Source organism: Halomonas sp. SSL-5, assembly GCF_030708455.1.
In the GTDB taxonomy this organism is placed as follows: Bacteria; Pseudomonadota; Gammaproteobacteria; order Pseudomonadales; family Halomonadaceae; genus Halomonas.
Genome location: NZ_JAUYWF010000003.1, coordinates 265,586 through 288,670, shown reverse-complemented (window position 1 = coordinate 288,670; position 23,085 = coordinate 265,586). Strand labels below are relative to the sequence as shown.

General features: G+C 68.4%; 17 protein-coding genes. 8 read left to right on the top strand and 9 right to left on the bottom strand.

Going from position 1 to position 23,085, the window contains the following annotated elements; genetic code table 11:
• Positions 1 to 90: 90 nt before the first annotated feature.
• The 4 genes from pepN to RAN53_RS04900 form a co-directional block, all read right to left on the bottom strand.
• The gene (pepN, locus tag RAN53_RS04915) at positions 91 to 2,721 is read right to left on the bottom strand and encodes an aminopeptidase N (RefSeq protein ID WP_305795691.1); all 2,631 of its coding nucleotides are present in this window, start codon (positions 2,719 to 2,721) and stop codon (positions 91 to 93) included.
• A gap of 66 nt (positions 2,722 to 2,787) precedes the next feature.
• Positions 2,788 to 3,159, bottom strand: a complete 372-nt coding sequence (locus RAN53_RS04910) for a YbaN family protein (protein WP_305795690.1) — start codon at positions 3,157 to 3,159, stop codon at positions 2,788 to 2,790.
• A 98-nt stretch (positions 3,160 to 3,257) separates the two neighbouring features.
• Positions 3,258 to 3,743 (bottom strand): YajQ family cyclic di-GMP-binding protein, encoded by a 486-nt coding sequence (locus RAN53_RS04905; RefSeq protein WP_305795689.1) that lies wholly within the window; start codon positions 3,741 to 3,743, stop codon positions 3,258 to 3,260.
• A 42-nt stretch (positions 3,744 to 3,785) separates the two neighbouring features.
• Positions 3,786 to 4,277 (bottom strand): GNAT family N-acetyltransferase, encoded by a 492-nt coding sequence (locus RAN53_RS04900; protein WP_305795688.1) that lies wholly within the window; start codon positions 4,275 to 4,277, stop codon positions 3,786 to 3,788.
• A gap of 177 nt (positions 4,278 to 4,454) precedes the next feature.
• On the opposite strand from RAN53_RS04900, the gene RAN53_RS04895 reads away from it, so the two are divergent.
• The 8 genes from RAN53_RS04895 to RAN53_RS04860 all read left to right on the top strand — a co-directional run bounded on the left by RAN53_RS04895 (position 4,455) and on the right by RAN53_RS04860 (position 16,761).
• Entirely contained in the window at positions 4,455 to 5,951 is a 1,497-nt protein-coding gene (locus RAN53_RS04895) for a RimK family protein (RefSeq protein ID WP_305795687.1), read from the top strand.
• A gap of 67 nt (positions 5,952 to 6,018) precedes the next feature.
• Positions 6,019 to 6,618, top strand: a complete 600-nt coding sequence (gene cobO / locus RAN53_RS04890) for a cob(I)yrinic acid a,c-diamide adenosyltransferase (RefSeq protein WP_305795686.1) — start codon at positions 6,019 to 6,021, stop codon at positions 6,616 to 6,618.
• Between the two features lie 304 nt (positions 6,619 to 6,922).
• Positions 6,923 to 8,269 (top strand): UDP-glucose dehydrogenase family protein, encoded by a 1,347-nt coding sequence (locus tag RAN53_RS04885; RefSeq protein ID WP_305795685.1) that lies wholly within the window; start codon positions 6,923 to 6,925, stop codon positions 8,267 to 8,269.
• A 12-nt stretch (positions 8,270 to 8,281) separates the two neighbouring features.
• Positions 8,282 to 10,243, top strand: a complete 1,962-nt coding sequence (locus RAN53_RS04880) for a glycosyltransferase (protein WP_305795684.1) — start codon at positions 8,282 to 8,284, stop codon at positions 10,241 to 10,243.
• Positions 10,236 to 11,753 carry a PilZ domain-containing protein gene (locus RAN53_RS04875; protein ID WP_305795683.1) on the top strand — a complete coding sequence of 506 codons (1,518 nt, stop codon included), beginning with the start codon at positions 10,236 to 10,238 and terminating at the stop codon, positions 11,751 to 11,753. The genes RAN53_RS04880 and RAN53_RS04875 overlap by 8 nt, the downstream gene beginning before the upstream one ends.
• Positions 11,754 to 11,811: 58 nt before the next feature.
• Complete coding sequence (locus RAN53_RS04870; protein WP_305795682.1) at positions 11,812 to 12,699, top strand: polysaccharide lyase; 888 nt, start codon at positions 11,812 to 11,814, stop codon at positions 12,697 to 12,699.
• A gap of 38 nt (positions 12,700 to 12,737) precedes the next feature.
• Positions 12,738 to 13,988 (top strand): alginate lyase family protein, encoded by a 1,251-nt coding sequence (locus RAN53_RS04865; protein WP_305795681.1) that lies wholly within the window; start codon positions 12,738 to 12,740, stop codon positions 13,986 to 13,988.
• A gap of 49 nt (positions 13,989 to 14,037) precedes the next feature.
• The gene (locus RAN53_RS04860) at positions 14,038 to 16,761 is read left to right on the top strand and encodes a tetratricopeptide repeat protein (RefSeq protein ID WP_305795680.1); all 2,724 of its coding nucleotides are present in this window, start codon (positions 14,038 to 14,040) and stop codon (positions 16,759 to 16,761) included.
• Between the two features lie 78 nt (positions 16,762 to 16,839).
• Here RAN53_RS04860 and RAN53_RS04855 read toward each other — a convergent pair whose 3' ends face one another.
• From RAN53_RS04855 to hflX, 5 genes are all read right to left on the bottom strand, one after another.
• Positions 16,840 to 18,135, bottom strand: a complete 1,296-nt coding sequence (locus RAN53_RS04855; protein ID WP_305795679.1) for an adenylosuccinate synthase — start codon at positions 18,133 to 18,135, stop codon at positions 16,840 to 16,842.
• A gap of 61 nt (positions 18,136 to 18,196) precedes the next feature.
• Positions 18,197 to 19,372 carry an ATP phosphoribosyltransferase regulatory subunit gene (locus tag RAN53_RS04850; protein WP_305795678.1) on the bottom strand — a complete coding sequence of 392 codons (1,176 nt, stop codon included), beginning with the start codon at positions 19,370 to 19,372 and terminating at the stop codon, positions 18,197 to 18,199.
• A 199-nt stretch (positions 19,373 to 19,571) separates the two neighbouring features.
• Positions 19,572 to 20,456 carry a protease modulator HflC gene (gene hflC, locus RAN53_RS04845; protein WP_305795677.1) on the bottom strand — a complete coding sequence of 295 codons (885 nt, stop codon included), beginning with the start codon at positions 20,454 to 20,456 and terminating at the stop codon, positions 19,572 to 19,574.
• Positions 20,457 to 21,674: an FtsH protease activity modulator HflK gene (hflK, locus tag RAN53_RS04840; protein WP_305795676.1), complete on the bottom strand. Its 1,218-nt coding sequence runs from the start codon at positions 21,672 to 21,674 to the stop codon at positions 20,457 to 20,459. It abuts the gene before it with no gap.
• Positions 21,675 to 21,758: 84 nt separating this feature from the next.
• Positions 21,759 to 23,081 (bottom strand): ribosome rescue GTPase HflX, encoded by a 1,323-nt coding sequence (gene hflX, locus RAN53_RS04835; RefSeq protein ID WP_305795675.1) that lies wholly within the window; start codon positions 23,079 to 23,081, stop codon positions 21,759 to 21,761.
• Positions 23,082 to 23,085 lie beyond the last annotated feature (4 nt).

Below are 23,085 nucleotides of genomic sequence, written 5' to 3'. Positions count from 1 at the left end.
GAACCCGGCCTCCCAATACTCACTACCGAACTGGCTCACGCCAGTTTGCGATGAACTGGATGTCGAGCGCAGCAGGAAATATCCCTTTCCTCAGGCCAGGGCCTTTTCCACCACCTCATACACATTGGGCGAGAGCTCCTCGGCGCGGATGCGCTCGAGCTCAGCCTTCATCAGCGCCTGGCGCTCCTCGTCGAAGCGCGCCCAGCGGGTCAGCGGGGTGACCAGCCGCGCGGCGATCTCGGGATTGAGGCGGTTGAGCTCGATCACGGTGTCGGCCAGCAGGCGGTAGCCCGCGCCGTCGATGCGGTGGAAGTTGACCCGGTTCTGGCCGGCGAACGTCCCGATCAGGGCGCGCACCTTGTTGGGGTTCTTCAGCGAGAAGGCCGGGTGCTGCATCAGGAACTTGACCCGCTCGAGCACGTCCGGCTGCGGGCGTGACACCTGGATGGCGAACCACTGATCCATCACCAGCGGGTCATGGGCCCACTTCTCGCCAAACGCCTTGAGCGCGGGCTCGCTGAGCGCGTCGCGGCTCGAGTGGGTAAGCAGGGTCAGGGCATGACGCACGTCGGTCATGTTGTGATCAGCCTCGAACTGCTCGCGGGCCAGCTGGACGCCATCCTCGTCCTCGATGGCCATCAGGTAGGCGAGCGCCACGTTCTTGAGGCTGCGCCGGGCGATCTGTTCCGGTGTCGGCGCATAGGCCTCGCCGAGCTGGTTCTCGCGATATACGCGCAGGAAGTCATCGCGCAGTGCCGTGGCCAGCCCCCGGCGCATGAACTCCCGGGCGGCGTGGATAGCGTCGACGTCCACCAGTGGCTGCTGCTCGGCGATATAGGCCTCGCTGGGCAGGGTGATCATCTCGGCCAACACAGCGCGGTCCTCGGGCTCGCCCTCGAGCAGGCCACGGAAGGCCTCGGTGACCCGCGGGTCCATCACCTTCTCCACCCCGTTGCGGTGGGCGGCGATCAGGTCGTCCAGGGCCAGCATGGCCAGGCGCTGGCCGGCATCCCAGCGGTTGAAGCCGTCGCTGTCGTTGGCCAGCAGGAAGGCGAGGTCCTCGCGGCCATAGGGGAAGCGCAACTTGACCGGCGCCGAGAAGCCGCGCAGCAGCGAGGGCACCGGCGCCTCGGAGACGTCGGTGAACAGGAACTCCTGCTCCGCCTCGCGCAGGTGGATCACCGCGTCGCTGCCCAGGGCCTCGCCGTCGAGGGTCAGCGGCAGGTCGCGGCCGCTCTTGGTGCCCACCAGGCCCAGGCGCACCGGGATGTGCAGCGGCTGCTTGTCGGGCTGGCCCGGGGTCACCGGGGTGCGCTGACGCAGGATCAGCCGGTACTCGCACCTGGCGTAGTCGTACTCGCCGAAGGCGTCGATCTCCGGGGTCCCGGCCTGGGAGTACCAGTGCATGAACTGGCTGAGGTCGAGCCCCGAGGCCTCGGCCATGCAGTCGACGAAGTCCTCGATGCTCACCGCCTGGCCATCGAAGCGTGCGAAGTAGCGGTCGCTGCCCCGGCGGAAGGCCTCCTCACCCACCAGATTGGCCAGCATGCGCACGATCTCCGCGCCCTTCTCGTAGATGGTCAGGGTGTAGAAGTTGCCGATCTCGATGTAGTGGTCGGGGCGCACCGGATGGGCGGTAGGCCCGGCGTCCTCGGCAAACTGGGCGGTGCGGAAGAAGGAGACATCCTCGATGCGCTTGACCGCCGGCGAGTTGGTATCCGCCGAGAAGCACTGGTCGCGAAACACCGTGAAGCCCTCCTTCAAGGAGAGCTGGAACCAGTCGCGGCAGGTGACGCGGTTGCCCGACCAGTTGTGGAAGTACTCGTGGGCGACGATGCTCTCGACCCGCTGGAAGGCGACATCGGTGGCGGTATGCGGATGGGTCAGCACCGCCGCCGAGTTGAAGATGTTGAGCCCCTTGTTCTCCATGGCGCCCATGTTGAAGTCGTTGACCGCCACGATCATGAACAGGTCGAGGTCGTATTCGCGGCCGTAGGCCTGCTCGTCCCAGGCCATGGCGCGCTTGAGCGAGGCCATGGCGTGGTCGGTCTTGTCGAGGTTCTCCTCCTCGACCCAGATCTGCAGGGTCACCTCGCGCCCGCTCTGGGTGGTGAAGCCGTCCTCGACCTTCTTCAGGTCGCCGGCCACCAGGGCGAACAGGTAGCTGGGCTTGGGATGAGGGTCCTCCCAGGTGGCGAAGTGGCGGCCGTTCGGCAGCTCGCCACGCTCCACCGGGTTACCGTTGGAGAGCAGCACCGGCTCGCCGGCGCCGCCGATCACCGTGGTGGAGAAGGTGGCCATGACGTCGGGGCGGTCGGGGTAGAAGGTGATGCGCCGGAAGCCCTCGGCCTCGCACTGGGTGCAGTACATGCCGTTGGAGAGGTACAGCCCCTCCAGGGCGGTGTTGGCCTCGGGAGCGATGGTCACCTCGGTGTCCAGGTGAAAACGCTCGGGCACCCGATGCACCGTCAGGCGCGCCGCCTCCTGAGCGTACTCGTCTGCCTCGAGCGGCTCCCCGTCCAGGGCGATCGCCTCCAGGGTCAGTCCTTCGCCGTCGAGTACCAGCGGCTCGCCGGCTTCGCGCTCGGGATGACGCTCGAGGTGCAGGCGCGCCTTGACCCGGGTGGCGGCGGGATCGAGGTCGAAGGTGAGCTCGGTGTGGGTGACGCGGTAGGCAGGGGGGCGGTAATCGCTCAGGTAGGTCGCCTGGGGTTCGGACATTCGTGATGCTCCTGTCGGGAATTGCGACCATTGTACGGCGCCGCGCCCTCCGAGCTCAAAGCACCCTCACAGGGCCGGCTCCGGTCGGGTGACGATCCAGGCCCCGAGCAGGGCAAGGCCGCCGATCAGCGCGAGCTTGAGCCACAGCAGGCTCACGGAGAGCGCCAGCACCAGCATGGAAAGGGCCAGCATGCCGCCGGCCAGCTGCTTGGCGTGGCGCGGGATGGCGCGCTCGCCCTCCCAGGCCAGCACCGCGGGGCCGAAACGCGGGTGGGCACGGATCCAGCGGGCCAGGCGCGGCGAGCTCTTCGTGGCCGCCCACACCGCCAGCAGCACGAAGCAGGTGGTCGGCATCAGCGGCACGAAGACACCGACCACCCCCAGCGCGAAACTGACGCCGGCGATGGCGAGGTAGACGAGGCGTTTGAGTGCGGTCATCCGGCGCTCCCTTCCCGGCGATGCCTTCATTGAAGCGCAGGCGGGCCGGGGGCGCCAATCGGCGATGGCGATGGGGCCCTTAGCCGCGGGCCACGGGGTCAGTCGCGGAAGTTGTCGAACTGCAGCGGCAACTCGGGGCCGCCCTCTGCGCGCAGCAGCGCCATCACCGCCTGGAGGTCATCGCGCTTCTTGCCGGTGACGCGCACCTTCTCGCCCTGGATCTGGGCCTGGACCTTGAGCTTGCTCTCCTTGATGCGCTTGACGATGTCCTTGGCCTCCTTCTGGTCGAGACCCTGCTTGAGGGTCACCTCCTGGCGGGCGCGGACCCCGGAGAGCACCGCTTCCTGGACGTCCATGCAGCGGGCGTCGATGCCCCGCGCGATCAGCTTTCCGCGCAGCACATCGAGCATCTGCTTGAGCTGGAAATCGACCTCGGCCTCCAGGGCGACGGTCTCGCCGTTGAGCTCGAAGCTAGCGGTGACCCCCTTGAAGTCGAAGCGGGTCTGGATCTCGCGGTTGGCCTGGTCGACGGCGTTGCTGGCCTCGTGCTTGTCGAACTCGGAGACGATATCGAAGGAGGGCATGGCGGCTCCTGGCAAGGTGGAAAAAGGGGTGCGGGGATTCTATCAGCCCTGAGCCCCCGGCGCCGCCGTCTCCAGCGCCTTGAGCATCTGCCAGGCGGCGCAGCCATCCTCGTAGTACTCCGGCAGCCAGCGCTCGAGCCGAAACCCCATGCGCCGGTAGAGGGCCAGGGCCGCGCGGTTGTCGGCGCGCACCTCCAGGCCCAGGCGGTCACTGCCATGCTCCCGGGCCGCCCCCTCCAGGGCCTCGAGCAGCTGACGCCCCAGGCCGGTGCCGCGAAACTCGGGGTGCACGCAGAAGGAGTAGAGCCGGGCGCGGGAGCTGCCGCGGCGAAACAGCAGGGTCCCGTAGCCCAGCAGCCGAGCCGGCGCGAGCGCCTGGGCGTCACGCTCCAGGGTCCAGGTCTCGGCATGGGCGCGGTTGAGCAGGTGCCAGAGCTGGCGACGGCTGAAGCGGTCGCCGGTAAAGGCGCTCTGCTCCAGGCGAAAGAGGGCGTCGAGGTCGTGGCCGGTGGCCCGACGCAGCTGAATGGTCATGGGGTTCTCCAGAGGATACCCGGATGATTCTGAGCGTGCTTCGCGCCGTTGTCAGCGCGGCGGCAACATGAAATCTTTTCACCCAGCCGCCGCCTTGCCGTGGCCGCGAGCCGGGCGCATTCTGGCCACAGTTCGGCCCGCCCCGGCCGCCCTCCCTTTTGCCCGGTAGCCGCCGCCATGTGCCCCCTGAGAATCGTCGTCGACCGCCTCGCCGACTGGCAACCCTACTACCCCAGTGAAGACCTGATCAGTGCCGACGACTACCTGTCGCTGGACCGACGCCACCGGAGCGGCCCCGAAAGCGAACGCACCACCCATGTGATCAACCTGTGCGGTGAGCTCGACTACCTGGGCACCGGCTACTACGTGTCGCTGCTGGCCCAGGCCCGCGGCCAGCGGGTGCTACCCACGGTGGAGACGCTCAACGAGCTGTCGCGCAAGGCGCTGATCGACCTGCAGCTGGACACCCTGGCCCCGCTGCTCGGCGACCTGGCCCGGCGCGGGCGGCTGTCCGGCGACGCCGTGACCCTGCGCGTGCTGTTCGGCGAGTGCCACGAACCCGGCCTCGAGCGCCTGGCACGCAAGCTCTTCGAGCGGCTGCCCTGCCCGCTGCTGGAGGCCCGGCTGGTACGCCGCCACGACCAGTGGCGGCTTTCCCGCCTCAGGCCGCTGCGCCTGCGCGACCTGGCCAGGGAGGAGCAGGACCTCTTCGCCAGCGCGCTCAACCGCCATTCGCGCCAGGTCTGGCGAACGCCCCGGGCGCGGCGCCGCTACCGCTTCGACCTGGCGATCCTGGTTGATCCCGGGGACGCGCTGCCCCCCAGCAACCGCGGGGCGCTGAAGGCCTTCATCCGCGCCGGACGCCGGCTGGGCATCGATGTCTCGCTGATCACCCGGCGCGATGCCGGGCGCCTGGCCGAGTTCGACGCCCTGTTCATCCGCGAGACCACCGCACTGGACCACCACACCTATCGCATGGCGCGCCGTGCCGAACACGAGGGGCTGGTGGTGATCGACGCGCCCCGCGACATCCTGCGCTGCACCAACAAGGTCTACCTGCACGCCCTGCTGCGCGCCCGCGGGGTGCCGGCACCGGAGGGCGCACTGCTCAAGCGCGGCGATCGTCGACCGCTGGCCCAGTGCATCGGCAGCCTCGCTTTCCCGCTGGTGCTCAAGGTCCCCGATGGCTCCTTCTCCCGCGGCGTGGTCAAGGTCGCCGACCTGACCCAGCTGGAACACGAAGCGGGTCGACTGTTCCATGACTCGGCCCTGCTGCTGATTCAGGAGTGGCTGCCCACCGAATACGACTGGCGAATCGGTGTGCTCGATGGCCAGGTGCTCTTCGCCAGCCGCTACTACATGGCCCGCGGCCACTGGCAGATCTACGACCATTCCGCCGGCGGAGTGAAGAGCGGCGGCTTCACCACCCATGATCCCGCCGAAGTACCACCGCCGGTGATCAAGGCGGCACTCAAGGCGTGCCGGCTGATCGGCGATGGCCTGTATGGCGTCGATCTCAAGCAGGCCGGCGATCGCGTCGTGGTGATCGAGGTCAACGACAACCCCAATATCGACGCCGGCATCGAGGACGCGGTGCTCGGCCGCGGCCTCTATGAGCGCATCATGGCGGTGTTCCTGTCGCGCATGGAGGCACGGGTGCGCCAGGGGAGCTGACGCTGGGCCGCGGCTCGCGTATGCTGTCGCTTTCCTTGACAAGCCTTGTACAGAATACGGAGCCCCGATGAACGATCGCGATACCCGCCACAAGCAGTCGATGCAGAAACTCAAGGCCCGCGTCGACGAGAAGGTCGCCGCCGCCACCGAACAGCGCGGACTGCTGCTGGTGTTTACCGGCAACGGCAAGGGCAAGACCACCGCCGCCTGGGGCACCGTGACCCGTGCCCTCGGCTATGGCTACCGGGTCGGCGTGATCCAGTTCATCAAGGGACAGTGGGAGTGCGGCGAGCGCGAGCGCCTGGTCGAGGACCCCAACCTCGAGGTGGCCATCATGGGCACCGGTTTCACCTGGGAGACCCAGAACCGCGAGGCGGATACCGCCGCCTGCCGTGAGGTGTGGGCCGAGGCGGAGCGCATGCTGGCCGCCCCCGAGGTCTATCTGGTGGTGCTCGACGAGATCACCTACATGCTCAAGTTCGGCTACCTGGACATCGACACCGTCCGGCGCGCCATCGAGAACCGCCCCGCCGAACAGAGCGTGATCGTCACCGGGCGCAACGCCCACCGCGAGCTGCTCGACATGGCCGACACGGTCACCGAGATGCAGGAGGTGCGCCACGCCTTCAACACCGGCGTGCAGGCGCGGCGCGGTATCGACTACTGAAACATCATTAAAATCAACAATCTGAACAAGGACTGGCGGACGATGTTGCCGACTGGCAACAGTCTATCTCACTGATATTAAATGATTTTCGTCAGCCTTGCGCTTCCTGTAGCCCCCAAGCGACGCCGCGGCCGTACTCCGTCGGCGTCGTCGTCTGCTTATCGCCAACAACCAACTGATATAAAAGGATTACCGAGTCCTGGCCCGATAATTGCCTCTGTTTATGGTCGCATGCCCCCTAGACCCGTCCTCCCCGCCGCTCTCGCCGGCGGGTGGGGGCCCTCAGCAAGGAGCAATGACGACCATGCGGATTACCATCTTTGGTTCCGGTTACGTGGGCCTGGTGACCGGTGCCTGCCTGGCGGACGTGGGCCACGACGTTCTCTGCGTCGACGTCGACGCCGACAAGATCGCGCGCCTCAACGAAGGCGAGGTACCGATCTATGAGCCTGGCCTGGAGTCGCTGATCCGCCAGAACCGGGCGGCTGGGCGCCTGCGCTTCACCACCGATGCCGTCGAGGCCGTGTCCTTCGGCCTGCTGCAGTTCATCGCCGTGGGCACTCCGTCGGACGAGGACGGCAGCGCGGACCTTCGCCATGTGCTCAAGGTGGCCGAGACCATCGGCCGCCACATGACCGAGTACCGCATCATCGTCGACAAGTCGACGGTGCCGGTGGGCACCGCCAGCAAGGTGGCACGCGTGATCAGTGCCGAGCTCGGGCAGCGCCGCCTGCAGCTGCCCTTCGATGTCTGCTCCAACCCCGAATTCCTCAAGGAAGGCGCCGCGATCGAGGACTTTTCGCGGGGCTCGCGGATCGTGGTGGGCACCGAGTCGGAGCACGTGCGCAGCGCCATGCGCGAGTGCTACGGCCCCTACAACCGCAACCGCGACAAGCTGATGTTCATGGGGGTGCGCAGCGCCGAGCTGACCAAGTATGCGGCCAACGCCATGCTCGCCACCAAGATCAGCTTCATCAACGAGATCGCCAACCTCGCCGAACGCCTGGGCGCCGACATCGAGGAGGTCCGCCACGGCATCGGCAGCGACCCGCGCATCGGCTATCACTTCATCTACCCCGGTTGCGGCTACGGCGGCTCCTGCTTCCCCAAGGACGTCAAGGCGCTGGCGCATACCGCCGAGCATGTCGGCCACCCCGCCGAGATGATCGCCGCCGTGGAGCGCGTCAACGCGCGCCAGAAGAGCCGCCTGTTCGAGATGCTCTGCCAGGCCTTCAACGGCCAGCTGACCGGCAGGACCATCGCGCTGTGGGGCCTGGCCTTCAAGCCCAATACCGATGACATGCGCGAGGCCCCCAGCCGGGCCCTGATGGAGGCGCTGTGGGAGGCCGGCGCCCGGGTCCAGGCCTTTGATCCCGAGGCCGCCGACGAGTGTCGTCGCCTGTATGGCGACCGTGACGACCTGGTGCTCGCCGGCTATCGCGACGAGGCCCTCGAGGGCGCCGATGCCCTGGTGATCTGCACCGAATGGAAGGCCTTCCGCACCGTCGACTTCGAGGCGCTGCGCGCGACCCTGCGCGAGCCGGTGGTGGTCGATGGCCGCAACCTCTTCCCGCCCGATTCGGTCAAGGCCGCAGGCCTCGCCTATTACGCCATCGGCCGGGGTGACTCCGTGCGTCCCGTACTCGCCTGAGGGGGAGTCGAGATGTCGAACACACCTGACGATCGCTCCGTCGCCAGCAAGGTGACGGAGGTCACTACCTTCATCTTCGGGATCGCCCTGCTGATCGTGCTGGTCGACGGCCTGCCGCTGGATGTCTTCTCCTCGGAGTCGAAGAGCTTCTTCTTCGCCGTCGGGGCGGTGGGCATCTGGCGCTACAGCTGGTGGTTGATCCAGGCCGTGCGCTCGGTGTGGTACAACCGCCGGATCTTCCCGCGCCTTCGGGCCGAGGCGGATGCCCAGGGGGAGCAGGGCCTCCCCCCGGAGCTCTATGTGCTGTGCACCTCCTTCCGCATCGAGCCCGAGGTCAGTTTCCGTGTCTACGATGCCCTGGTGCGCGAGGTCGCCGACTATGGCGTGCCCACCACCATCTTCGCCTCGCTGTCTGACCGCACCGACGTGGACATCATCACCCACGTCATGGACGACAACGGCTGGCCGGAGAACATCGAGCTGCGCTACATGTTCCAGAAGGGCGACGGCAAGCGCTCGGCCATGGCCGAGGTGCTGCGCGCCATATCGCGCCGCATGCCGACGCCGGGGGCCCTGCTGGTCTCCATGGACGGCGATATCCGGCTCGAGCCGGGCACTCTGTCGCGCTCGCTGTCGTTCTTCAGCGTCCAGGATGACCTGGGCGCCCTGACCACCAACAACAGCGCCATCGTCACGGGAGGCGACGCCACCAAGGAGTGGTATGACATCCGCTACGCTCAGCGTCACCTGGTGATGAGCTCGATGTCGGTCTCACGACGCCTGCTGGTACTGACCGGCCGCTACAGTGCCTTCCGAGCCGAACTGGCGACCCAGCCCGACTTCATCGAGCTGGTGGAGAACGACCACGTCGACCACTGGCGCTTCGGCACCTTCAAGTTCCTCTCCGGTGACGACAAGTCGACCTGGTACTGGCTGCTGAAGAACGGCTGGCGGATGCTCTACCTCCCGGACGTGCACGTCTCGGGCTTCGAGGAATTGCCCGACCGCAGACGCTTCTTCAAGTCGACCACCGACCTGATGCGCCGCTGGTACGGCAACATGCTGCGCACCAGCAACCGCGCCATCGCCCTGGGGCCACGGCCCATGGGCCTGTTCACCTGGTGGAGCCTGGTCGACCAGCGGCTCTCCATGTGGACCACCCTGATCGGCCCCACGGTGGCGCTCCTGGTGACCCTGTTCATCCGCCCCTCGTTCATATTCGCCTATGTCCTGTGGATCCTCTTCACCCGCGGCATCGTGACGCTGATCCTGGCCTGGCAGCACGGACGCTACAGCCTGCTCTGGGTGCCCCTGATCTACTACAACCAGGTGTGGGGTGCGTTGCTCAAGACCTATGTCAGCTTCCGCTTCAACCGCCAGAAGTGGTCGCGTCAGGGCATCTCCGCGGGGGAACCAGACGACCCGGCGGCCGTGAAGCGCCAGCGGCGCATGGGTCATGTGCTCCACGGCTTCGCCTACGGCGTGCTGCTCTACGTGCTGGTACTCGCCACCGGGGTCCTGCAGCCACCGGACCGCACCTCGCTGGCCATCCTGACCGGTGGCGCAACACAGGAGGCACAGTCACGGGTGGACGACCGCTGGCTGTCGCTGGCCATCGCCGATGCCCCGGAGGGGGGGAGCGTGCAACTGCCGGCCGGTGACTTCCACCTCGACGACGACCTGCTGGCGGCGCTGGAAGAGCTCGACCGCCCCCACGCCAAGCAGTTGCTGGGCGCCACGGGGGACGCCACGCGCCTCATCGTCACCTCCGAGCTGGCCGGTCGCCTGAGCGACAGCCGCGGGCGACCCATCGCCGAGGCGGCGGCCTGCCCGCAGCCCGCCGGCTGCACCCTGACACTGAAGCACCACTCGATGAGCCTGAAGGGCCTGCGGATCCAGGTGGACGCCGGCCGTTCCGGTGACACCCTGGCGTCGGCCAACCAACAGAGCAAGGAGAACGCAAAGGATGTCTGATCATCATCCCGACATGAACGGCATCGAGCGCAACGAGCCGACCCTGGGCCCGGTCGCCCACCGAGGCGAGGGACGCCATCACGAGAGAATCCACCACGAGCGGCGCGACGAGCGCCGCTTCATCCGCGTCTCGCCGCCCTTCCGGGTACGCCTCGAGGATGGCCAGGAGCTCCCCGGTGCCGATGTCTCGGTGGGCGGCTTCGCGGTGCGTACCTCACGGCCGCTGCGCACGGGCGAGCGCCTGTCGGCCTCGCTGCTGCTGACCGCCGGGGCCACCGAACTGATCGTGCCCGTGCGGGCCGAGTGTCGCCATGCCACCGCCGAGCAGGGCGGGCGGCACTACGTCAACGGCTTCGAGATCACGGATATCGAACCACCCCACCGCGAACTGCTGCGCCAGGTGGTTCGCAGCTGCCTGACCGGACGCCACCCCAACCTCGAGTCGCTGATGGAGGGCGAGGATCCGCAGACCCCGCGCAGGCGCAAGGCGGCCCACTCCTCGTCCCTGCCGCCGTCGCGCCCACCCAAGCCGCGGGGACGCTACCTGCTGCTGTTCGCCGCCATCGGCGTCCTCGCGATCGCGGCCGCGGCCACGGCCTACCGCAACTTCATGCTGATCGAGCCGAGCTTCGCCGCGGTCACCGCGCCACGGATCGACATCCGCGCTCCGGGCCCCGGCATCCTCGAGGCCCACGACCTTCAGGCCGGCGACCGGGTCGAGCGCGACCAGGAGCTGACCAGCATCGCCAACAGCGACCTGGAGTCGGAGCTGATCCTCTCCCGCGCCTCGCTTAACTACAACGAGCAGCTGATCACGAACCTGAAGGAGCACCTGGCGTCGGCCGGCGGCGGCCAGGTCAGCATCGCCAGCTCCGCGCGCCCCGAGAGCGGCGATGCCATGACCTTCGAGACGGTGTCACCGGAGATCGCCCAGGCACGCATCGAGCAGTTCGAGACGGCACGCGACCTGGAGAGTTCTCGCATCACCGCCCTGGAGGCACGCCAGTCTAGCAACGACATCTACAGCCCGTGCGAGTGCCTGGTGGCCTGGGCCCTGAGCAGCGCCGACGGCACCTATGTCAACGAGAGCGAGCGGATCATGACCCTGATCCGCACCGGCGAGGACGATGTCATGGTCGAGGCGCTGGTTCACATGGACGACATCGACCGCATCGAGCCCAACCAGACGGCCTACGTCTCGCTGCCCAACGCCTCTGCCCCGATCCGTGCCCGGGTCCGCAACGTGGCACTGGATGTCGAGCGTCAGCCGCGCGCCGGCTTCCCCAGCTGGGTCCGCCAGCAGCAGAACGTGGCAAGCGTGCTGCTGGTACCCGAGAAGACCCTGCCGGCGGAGAGCGTCGGCAAGCCGGTGGACGTGCGCTTCACCGAGGCCCCGCTGCTGGGTGCCACCGCCGAGTGGGTCTGGCAGGGCATGCGGGCCGTGATCCAGCTCGGCGAGCGTGTCTACCGTGCCGCCACCCAGGAGGACGCCCCCCCCGAGGCGGGGTGATCCCCGGCCACCGACGCCGCGATGCCTCGGCACCGCGGCCCTTCGTCAAGGAGACTCCATGCGCATGACATCACCCGATTCCCGGCATCTGGCACTGCTCCTCACGGCCCTGCTGTCGGGCCTCGCCTCGGCGGGCGCCTCCGCCCAGGAAGACGAGGAGCCGGCCCTCTCCTACCCGCGGGTCGCCCCCTGTTCGGCGCGCTATCCGCTGGTGGCCACCCCGCAGCCGGACCTCACCGCCGAGGATGCCCGGGCGGGGGTGCGCCAGGGCTTCGGCACTCAGCGTGACTGGGGCGTCGAGGACAACGTCGAATTGCTCGATGCCGACGCCACGGGCCTCGGCGAGCCGGGCCTGCGCGTCCACTATCCCGAGGGCACCTCCGCCCCCGGGGACACGGAGAAGGGGGGCGCCGGCTTCTACGCCGCCCCGACAGGACTGGCCGGGGCGGAGCGGGCCTGCCTCACCTACCGGGTGCGCTTCGCGTCGGGGTTCGACTTCGTCAAGGGCGGCAAGCTGCCGGGCCTCTACGGCGGCGATGCCCCCAGCGGCGGCGACGAGGTCGACGGCGAGAGCGGCTTCTCGATGCGCTTCATGTGGCGCGAGGCCGGCCAGGGGGAGCTCTACGAGTACGTGGCCAGCCAGGATGAGGAGTTCGGCGCCTCCGTGGGTCGCGGGCTGTGGAGCTTCCCCACCGGGGAGTGGGTCACCATCGAACAGGAGCTGGTGCTCAACACGCCGGGTGAGGCCGATGGCCTGGCCCGGGTGTGGATCGATGACGTTCCGGTGCTCGAGCAGAGCGAGATTATCTACCGCACCACGGAGGAGGTGTCCATCGATGGCCTGATGTTCTCGACCTTCTTCGGCGGCAGCGGCAAGGAGTGGCGCACCCCGTCCGACCAGCATGCCGACTTCGCCGCCTTTCGCTTCTACGCCCCCTCATCCTGAGCGGGGCGTGTCCCACCTCACAAGGAGTGACACCCGCCATGCCCCAGGCCCGTTGCGGACTGCCCCACCGGCCCTTCGCCGCCCTGACCTTGCTGCTCGCCGGGCTGGCGAGCGGCGCGGGCGCCCAGGAGATGGACATCCTCACCATCGAGGAGCGCGAGGCACTCGACCTCTCGGACTATCGCGTCACCGCCCCCGACGCCGGCTACTTCGACGTGTCGGCCCGCATGAAGGAGCTCGCCGACACCGACAACGCCATCCTGCTCCAGGAGATCGACGATCTCTCCCAGGGGCCGAGCTGCCAGCAGCTGATGGCGTACGAGCCCATCACCACCCAGCTGCGGGTCCCCGGCTACTACCCCAATCCCGAAGCATGGGAGCTCGCCTCGGAGCCGCTGTTCCAGTTCGAGGACAACGTCTCGATGCTGGCCGGCAGTTTCGTCGCCAGTGGCGACGACTACTACGCCGAGTGCCTGGTGCGCTTCCTCGAACACTGGGCACAGCAGGAGGCGTTGACGGACTTCTACTACGACTCCGTCGAGCCTCAGGCGTGGTTCGCCACCGAGTCGATGATCTTCGCCGCCGCCATGGCCTACGCCACCGTGCGCCCCTTCGTCGACGGCATGCAGGAGGAGCGCGAGCGCGTCGAGGCGTGGCTCAACGGCCTGGCCCACCAGCACGCTGATATTCCCGGTGGCGAGGGCAACAGCTGCTGCAACAACCACTTCTACCGCCGGTCGCTCTACGCCAGCATGGTCGGCGTGCTGACCGAGGACGACGAGCTGTTCCGCTTCGGGGTCAGCGCCATCCACGCCGCGCTGCACGACATGACCGAGGAAGGCGCCTTCCCGCTGGAGGTCTCCCGGGGACGGCGCGCCACCCACTACCAGAACTATGGCCTGCTCTACCTGCTGACCAACATGCAGGTCATTGCCCGGCAGGGCTACGAGATCTTCGAGCTCGAGGTCGACGGCCACACCATCCATGACGCCATCGACTTCCTGTTCGCGATCCTCGACGACCCTGCCGCCCTGGGCGACCACGCCCCCCTCGAGCAGTACACCGGCTTCCTCAAGGATCCCCAGTACTTCACCTGGATGGAGATCTACCTGAAGCGCTTCGACGACCCCCGCGTCGAGGACTTCATCCGCCGGGTCCGCCCCCTCTACAACCGCAGTGCCGGCGGCTACATGACCCTCTACTTCATGGACCCCGGGGCACAGCAGCATGTCGTCCTCAACGAGGAGAAGCAGGAGACCACCGCCTTCAAGGGGCTGGGTCAGGAGTGATGCCCCGCCGTCAGCCGTCATCCACCGATCACCGCGAGGACCGAACACCATGAACACCACCCCGACCGACATCACCGCCCTCCCGCATGCCCGGGGCCTGCGCCTGATGGCCTCGGCCAGCCTGCTGGTGCTGCTCGCGGGATGCGCCGTCACCGACGATGCCCCCCAGGCCACCGCCCCCCTGCCCGAGCGCTACCACGCCTGGTTCGAGGATGGCCAGCCGCGCAACCTCGAGTGGATGCACAAGCAGACCGTCGAGAAGGCCGACGAGGCGGCCGCCGCCGGCAACCCGCGTGAGGCGATCCGACTGCTCACCTCGCTGACCCACCAGGGCTTTCCCCAGGCGCACTACGAGCTGGGCAAGCTCCACGACCAGGGCGAGGCCATGGAGCGCGACCCAGGACGGGCGGCCGAGCACTACGCCCGAGCGGTGCGCACCCCCTCCTACATTCGCGGCCATGCCGCGATCAATCTGGCGAAGCTCTATCGCGAGGGCGACGGGGTCGAGCACAACGACTTGCTCGCCTACCACCTGCTGCGCTTGGCCGTGAAAGAGGAGGTGGGCCGCGACGAGCGGGTGATGCTTGCCGAACTGCTGCGGGAAGGCGGCGACGGGGTGTCGGCAAACCCCGAACGGGCGGCCAGGCTCTATGCCATCGAGGCCGAGCAGGGCCAGGAGGAGGCGCTCAGGGCGCTGGCCGAGGCCCATGCCCCCGACGGCTGGCTAGACGAGAAGCCCGAACGCGCCATGGACTACGCTCGACGCTACGCCGAGGCACTGCGCAAGCGCGCCGCGGCCGGCGAGACCGATGCCATGCGGCGCCTGGCGGGACTGCATGCCCCCGACGGCCTGCTCGGCGACCAGCCTGAACAGCGCCTGCACTGGCTGCGCCAGGCGGCCGAGGCCGGCGACAAGGATGTACTGGGCAATGCCGGTAACGCACTGCTCGACGCCGGGGAGACCCGTCAGGGGGTCGCGATGCTCGAGGAGGCGGCCAAGCACGGCGATGTCGATGCCATGACCAAGCTGGGCGGGCTCCTGGTCGACCCCGAACGGTCGCCCACGCGGCCGGCGGCCGGCAAGCGCTGGCTCGAGCGGGCCGTGGAGGCCGGCAACGCCGACGCCATGGAGGCCCTCGGCGCCACGTTGGTGGCCGAGGCCCGTCGGCGGGCGGAGGCCGTGGGCGAGCTCCGCGACAACGCCGGGAGCAGCGAGACCCCTTCGCCCAACCTAGCCGAACCGACCCGCTTCACCCCGCCCGAAGCCCAGCGTGGCATCGCCCTGCTCGAGCGCGCCGCCGAGCAGGACCACGCCCTGGCGATGACTCGCCTGGGCGACCTCTACCTCGAGGGCGAGCTGGTGGCCAGCCAGCCCTATCTGGCCATCGACTACCTGGGGCGCGCACACGAGTTGGGTCACCCCTGGGCCACCCAGCAGCTGGGCGCCGCCTACCTCGAGGGCCGCGGCGTCACGCAGGACGGACGCCGGGCAGCAGGCTTGCTTCGCGAGGCAGGGAAACAGGGCCAGGCGGGGGCCCTGCGCCTGCTCGGCGAGGCCCACCTCCAGGAGCAGGGGCCCCTACCCTTCCACCCCAGCCGCGCCGAGTCGCTACTGGAGGAGGCCCTGGAGGCCGGCGATGACACCGCCATGGCGGTACTCGGCGAGGCCTACCTGCGGGGCCCACTGCCGGAGGATAGCGGCCGCGGCCTGGCCCTGCTCGAGCGCGCGGCGCGCAACGGCGACGCCAATGCCATGCTGGTGCTGGGTCGCGCCTACCGCGACGGCGATGGGGTCGGCCAGGACCTCGACGAGGCCACCCGCTGGCTGACGCGGGCCCGAGAAGCCGGGAGCACGGCCGCCGATGAGGTCATGGTCGGGGTCAACCGCAAGAAGGGTGCTGGCGGCGATATCAACGCCTTGATCGAGGCCGCCGAGCAGGGTCACCCCGGGGCCATGGCCGATCTGGGACGCGCCTTCCGGGAAGGCCGGGGCGTACAGGCCGACTCCCGGGCGGCCCGCCGCTGGCTCGAGCAGGCGGCGAATGCCGGCCACACCGGGGCTCGCGCCGAGCTCGGCGAGATGCTGCTCGACGGCGAGCCACAGCGCGCCCTGTCGCTACTGCAGGCCGCCGCCGACGCCGGCCACCAGGGGGCGCGCCTGACCCTCGGCCAGGCCTACCTGAAGGGTGATAGCGTCGAGGCCGATGCCGAGCGGGGCATCGGCTACCTGCGCCCCCTCGCCGAGGCGGGCAACCCCCATGCGGCCCGTGAACTCGGGGTTGCCTATCAGGAAGGTCTAGGGGTGGCGGCCGATCCCGAGCAGGCCCGGGAGTGGCTGGAGCGCGCCGCCGAGAATGGTGATCTCGCTTCACGGGCCAACCTGGGCCGCAGCTTGCTGCGCGGCGAGGCGGGTATGCCCGTGGACACCGAGCGCGGCCAGGAGCTGCTACAGGAGGCCGCGGACCAGGGTCACCCCGGGGCCATGGCCACCCTGGGCCGGGAGTACATCCGCGGCGAGAACCTCGAGCAGGATGTCCGCCACGGGGCCGACTACTTGCTGAAAGCGGCCGAGCAGGGCCACTCCAGTGCCCGTTTGGCGCTGGCCAAGGCCTACCTGGCAGCCAACGGCCTGGAGAATGCCAGCCGCGAGCAGGCCCTGGTGTGGCTCGATGGCGTCATGGAAGGCGACAGCAGCATCGCGCTGCAGACCCTCCACGAGTTGCTCTCCGACGAGAGTGCCGCCGAGGCGCTGGAGGTGGCGGCGGCGGAGTGATCCGCCGGCGTACCCCGCTACGCGAAGGCCGGCCCCCGTGGGGCCGGCCTTCCTGCTTCCGGACTATCGAGACGACGCTCAGCCGTCGAAGGGATTGCGCAGCACGATGGTCTCGTTGCGGTCGGGGCCGGTGGAGATGATATCGATGCTCACGCCCACCTTCTCTTCCAGGAAGCTGATGTAGGAGCGGGCGTTGGCCGGCAGGTCCTCGACGCGCCTGGCGCCCAGGGTCGACTCGCTCCAGCCCGGGAGGTCCTCATAGAGCGGCTCGATCGCCTCATAGCCCTCGGAGTCCACCGGGGTATCCAGCACCTCGCCATCCTTGCTGCGGTAGCCCACGCAGACACGGATGTTCTCCAGGCCGTCGAGCACATCGAGCTTGGTCAGGCAGATCCCCGAGACCGAGTTGATCTGCACGGCGTGGCGCAGGGCCACGGCGTCGAACCAGCCGCAACGGCGCGGACGGCCGGTGGTGGCGCCGAACTCGTGGCCCTTCTCGGCCAGGTGACGGCCGTGATCGTCGAACAGCTCGGTGGGGAACGGGCCGGAGCCGACACGGGTGGTGTAGGCCTTGGTGATGCCCAGCACGTAGTCGAGGTAGAGCGGGCCGACACCGGAACCGGTGGCGGTGCCGCCGGCGGTGGTGTTGGAGCTGGTCACGAAGGGGTAGGTGCCGTGGTCGATGTCGAGCAGCGAGCCCTGGGCACCCTCGAAGAGGATGTTCTCGCCGGCGCGGCGCACGCCATGCACCAGGCCCACGGTATCGGCCACCATGGGGCGCAGCTCGTCGGCCATCTGCATGGCGCTGTCGAGCACCTCCTGGAAGTCCACCGGCGGCTCGCCGTGGTAGTTCACCAGCACGAAGTTATGGTAGTCCAGCACCTCGCCGAGCTTGGAGGCGAAGCGCTCGCGGTGCAGCATGTCGCCCAGGCGCAGGCCGCGACGCGCCACCTTGTCCTCGTAGGCCGGACCGATGCCGCGACCGGTAGTGCCGATCTTGGCGATACCGCGGGCCTTCTCGCGGGCCTGGTCGAGGCGCACGTGATAAGGCAGGATCAGCGGGCAGGCCGGCGACAGGCGCAGGCGGTCGCGCACCGGGACGCCCTTGGCCTCGAGCTCGCGGATCTCCTTGATCAGCGCCTCGGGCGACAGCACCACACCGTTGCCGATGACACACATCTTGCCGGGCCACAGGATGCCGGAGGGAATCAGGTGAAGGACGGTCTTCTCGCCGTCAAGCACCAGGGTATGGCCGGCGTTGTGACCGCCCTGGAAGCGCACCACCGCATCGGCGGATTCGGTCAGCAGGTCAACGACCTTGCCCTTGCCCTCGTCACCCCACTGGGTGCCCAGTACGACTACGTTCTTGCCCATTGCTCTCTCGTCTCTCGTTGCCGCGCGGCGGCGGGCCGTCGCGCCAAGGTGATATACCAGTCTACAGTGTCACGGCCTGCCAGTGGCCATCGCGAAGCACCAGCTGACGATCACAGCGGTGTTCGACGGGGCCGCTGCGCTGTCCCGGCAGTGCCTGCACCACGCGCTCGCCCCCGGCGCGCAGCGCCATCACGGCCTCGACCAGCCCTTCGCCCTCGGCCGGGGCCCAGATGCCGTTGCGGGGCGGCTCGGCGAGGGCCAGCGTGGCCAGCTGCTTGAGGTCCATGGAGAAGCCGGTGGCCGGGCGGGCCCGACCGAAGGCGCGCCCGGTATCATCATAGCGGCCACCCTTGGCCAGCGCCTGGCCGTAGCCGGGCACATAGGCGGCGAACATCATGCCGGTATGGTAGGCGTAGCCACGCAGTTCGCCGAGGTCGAGGTAGAGCGACACCTCGGGATGCGCGGCCAATACGCCGCGCTGCAGGGCACGCAGCTGCTCCAGGGCGGCGCCCACCGCGGCTGGTGCCTCGGCGAAGGCCTCGCGGGCCTCGTCGAGCACCTCGACGCCCCCATGCAGGCGCCCCAGCGCCATGAACATCTCGGCCAGCGCCGGATCCGCCACGCTCTCTTCCACCCGCGCCGCCAGCTCGCCCGGCGACTTCAGCTCCAGGGCCTCGAACATCGCCCGCTCGGCGTCGTCCTCGAGGCCCGAGGCCTCCACCAGGCTACGGTAGATGCCGATGTGCCCCAGGGCCAGGTGGATCTCTCCGGCACCGGCGGCGGACAATGAGGCCAGCGCCAGGTTGAGGATCTCCAGGTCGGCCTCGAGGCCGGCGTGGCCGAACAGCTCCACACCGACCTGCACCGGGCTGCGGCCGCCCTGGTGCTGGTCGGGGGTGGCGCGCAGCACGTTGGTGCAGTAGCAGAGCCGCACCGGGCCCTGGCGCTTGAGGGAGTGGGCATCCATGCGCGCCACCTGGGGGGTGACATCGGCGCTGATGCCCATCATGCGGCCGGTGAGCTGGTCGGTGAGCTTGAAGGTCTGCAGCGCCAGGTCGGAGCCGGTGCCGGTGAGCAGGGAGTCGAGAAACTCCGCGGTGGGCGGCATCACCTGGTCGTAGCCCCAGCGGTGATAGAGGTCGAGCAGCGCGCGACGCAGCTCCTCCATGCGGTTCGCCTGGGGTGGCAGCACTTCGTCCATGCCGTCGGGCAGCAGCCAGCGGTCAGCGATGGTCATGTCAATCATCCTGCAAGGCAGTGAATGGCCGTGATAAAGACGCTTTTCCGTGGCCCGGCGAGCGTCTCGCGTGCGACGGGCTGGCGCGGTCTTGTTGATAGACGGCCACAAAAAAACCGGGCCTCGCCCGGTGTCAGGAGTCTACCACGTTTGCACCGGGGATGAACCCCGGCCGGGCTCGCAGGCCCGGCCGGGTGCCTTACTCCCCGCCGCCTGACGTGGGGCTCTTCAGGTACTGGAAGAACTCGCTGGAGGGGTCGAGGACCAGCATGTTGTCGTCGCCGGCGAAGCTGTCGCGATAGGCATTCAGGCTGCGCCAGAAGCTGAAGAACTCCTCGTCCTGGCCGTAGGCCTCGGCGAAGATGGACGCCGCCTCGGCGTCGCCCTCACCGCGCAGAGTCTCCGAACGAGCACTGGCCTGCGCGAGAAGAACCTGGCGGCGGCGGTCGGCATTGGCGCGGATCCGCTCGGCCTCCTCCTGGCCCTGAGCGCGCCATTCACGAGCCTGGCGCTCGCGCTCTGAGCGCATGCGCTCATACACCGCGGAGGAGACGTCCTCGGGCAGATCGATGCGCTTGACCCGAATATCACGCACCGCCACCCCCAGTTCCTCGCGCAGCAGCTGGTCGAGATCCTCGGTGGGGCCGGTCATCAGGTCATCGCGGCGCTCGGCGATGATCTGCTGCAGGTTCAGACGGCCGAACTCGTTACGCAGGCTCTCGTCGACCCGCGGCTGGATCAGCCGGCTGGCCATCAGCTCGTCACCGGCGGTGGCCTCGTAGTACTGGGTCGGGTTGACCACCTGCCACTGGACATAGGAGTCGACGATCACCGCCTTCTGCTCCAGGGTCAGGTAGCGGCTGGGGTCGGTGTCCAGCGTCAGCAGCCGGGTATCGAAGGTGCGCACCGTCTGGGTAATCGGCACCTTGAAGTGCAGGCCGGGCTGGATATTCTCCTCGATGATCTCACCGAAGCGCAGCTTGACGGCCCGCTCGGTCTCGTCGACCACGTAGAGGCTGTTGCTGGCCAGCCAGGCGACGGCCGCCAGGCCGCCGACAATGAGCAGGGAACGATTATTGATCATTTAGCGGCCCTCCCTGCGGATACCACCGGTGTTGCTGCTGTTGCTGGTGTTGCTGCTCGATGACTGGGTGGAGCGCATGCGCTCCAGCACCCGCGGATCGAGCTCACCCTGTTCGCCCTGGTTGGCCTCGCTGCCGGCACTGCCGCCGCCGGGACGCTGGTCCAGGGGCAGGTACATCAGCGGGCTGTCGTCGGCCACGTCGACCATGACCTTCGAGGTATTGGCGAACACCTCGCTGAGGGCATCCAGGTAGAGGCGCTCACGCATGATCGAGGGCGCCTGCTCGTACTGACCGAGCAGCGCATTGAAGCGGCTCGCCTGACCCCGCGCCTCGGCGACCACCGATTCACGATAGCCCTGACCCTGCTCGACGAGGCGCTGGGCCTGGCCCTGGGCCTCGGGGATGATGGAGTTGGCGTAGGCGATACCCTGGTTGATGGTGCGCTGGCGGTCCTCGCGGGCGCGGATGACGTCATCGAAGGCATCCTGTACCGCATCGGGCGGTGCAGTGGACTCAACGTTGAGCGTCTGCAGCAGGATGCCGGTGCCGTAGCTGTCCAGATACGACTGCAGGCGGCTGGCCACCGAGCTGCCGAGGATCTCACGACCCGAGGTCAGGATATCGATCATGTCGGTACCGCCGACCACGTGGCGCAGCGCGCTGTCCAGGGCGTTCTCGAGACTGAGCTCGGGATTGCGCACGTTGAGCACGTAGGAGCTGGGGTCGGCGACCTGGTACTGGGCCGAGATCTCGACGGAGACGATGTTCTCGTCCTGGGTCAGCATCGACTGGGTCTGGGTGACGGAGCGCACGCGAGTCACGTTGACCATGCGCACGTCATCGATCAGCGGCGGGTTCCACTGCAGGCCGGGCGTGACGACCTCCTGAAACTTGCCGAAGCGCAGCACCACGCCCCGCTCCGACTGGTCGACCAGATAGAAGCCCGACGCGGCCCAGATGGCCAAGGCCACCACGATCAGCAGGCCCGGCAGGGTGAAGGCGTTGCGTGGCTTGCCGCCCCCGCCCTTGCCGCCGGATCCACCCTTCTTGCCGCCGCGGCCACCCAACATGCCGTTGAGCTTGTCCTGAAACTTCTTCAGGGCCTCATCCAGGTCCGGCGGCTGATTGCCACCGCCCTTGTCACCGCCGCCGCGACGACCGCCCCCACTCCAGGGGTCGTGCTGGTTGCCACCACCACCAGGCTCATTCCAGGCCATAGGTCTTCTCCACTATGCGTTGCTGCCCCGACCGGAGATGCCGGCCGGGGCCTCGGTTGCGATCCTGTCTTGTCCATGCCCCGCCTACGGGGACTCCTCCCACGCCTCACGCCCACTGAGGGCCGCCGGCAGGTAATCGTCGGCCCGCTCGCCGAGCCGCGCCATCAGCTGCAGGAAGTCGCGACGCGGCAGGCGCACCTGCAGGCGTGTCTGGCCATCCTCGTCGAAGCGCTCCTCGCGCACCGCGCCCAACTCGTGCAGGCCGGCGCGCAGGCGACCCTGCTCGGGCTCCAGGGTCAACGAGAAGTCGATGACGTCATCGGCCAGGCACTCCGACAGCGCCTGCTCCAGCAGCTCGAGCCCCTTGCCCTCCCGGGCCGAGAGCCACACCGCCTCGGGGCGGCCCTCGCCATCGCGTTCGATGCGAGGGGCGCTGTCGAGCAGGTCGATCTTGTTCATTACCCTGAGCGTCGGCACCTCCAGGGCGCCGATCTCATCGAGCACCGTCTCGACCTGCTCCACGTTGAGCTCGCGGTCGGGGTCGGCGGCATCGATGACGTGCACCAGCAGGCTGGCCTCGGCGGCCTCCTGCAGGGTCGCCTGGAAAGCCTCCACCAGCTTATGCGGCAGGTGGCGAATGAAGCCCACGGTGTCGGCCATCACCACCGGCCCCACGTCCTCTATCTCCAGGCGCCGCAACGTTGGGTCGAGGGTAGCGAAGAGCTGGTCGGCCGCATAGACCTTCGATGCGGTAAGGGCGTTGAACAGCGTTGACTTGCCGGCGTTGGTATAGCCCACCAGCGAGACGCTGGGGATCTCGGCGCGGGCCCGGGAGCGACGGTTCTGATCGCGCTGGGTACGCACCTTGTCGAGGCGCTTGTGGATCGCCTTGATGCGCCCACGCAGCAACCGCCGGTCGGTTTCCAGCTGGGTCTCGCCGGGGCCACGCAGGCCGATACCGCCCTTCTGGCGCTCCAGGTGGGTCCAGCCCCGCACCAGGCGGGTCGACATGTACTCCAGCTGGGCCAGCTCCACCTGCAGCTTGCCCTCATGGGTACGCGCCCGCTGGGCGAAGATATCGAGGATCAGGCCGGTGCGATCGATCACGCGACACTTGAGCTCGCGCTCGAGGTTGCGCTGCTGGGAGGGGCTCAGGCCATGATTGAAGATCACCAGCTCGGCGCCATGGACGCCGAGCGCCTCGCGCAGCTCCTCGAGCTTGCCGGAGCCCACGAAGGTGCGCGAGTCGGGACGCTTGCGGCTGCCGGTCAGCAGGGTGGCCGGCACGGCACCGGCCGAACGCACGAGCTCCAGGAGTTCACCCGGATCCTCGCGCTCCTTTTCGTCCTGGAAGTCCATATGGACGAGGACCGCCGTCTCACCGGCGTCGGGGCGTTCAAAAAACAATCAC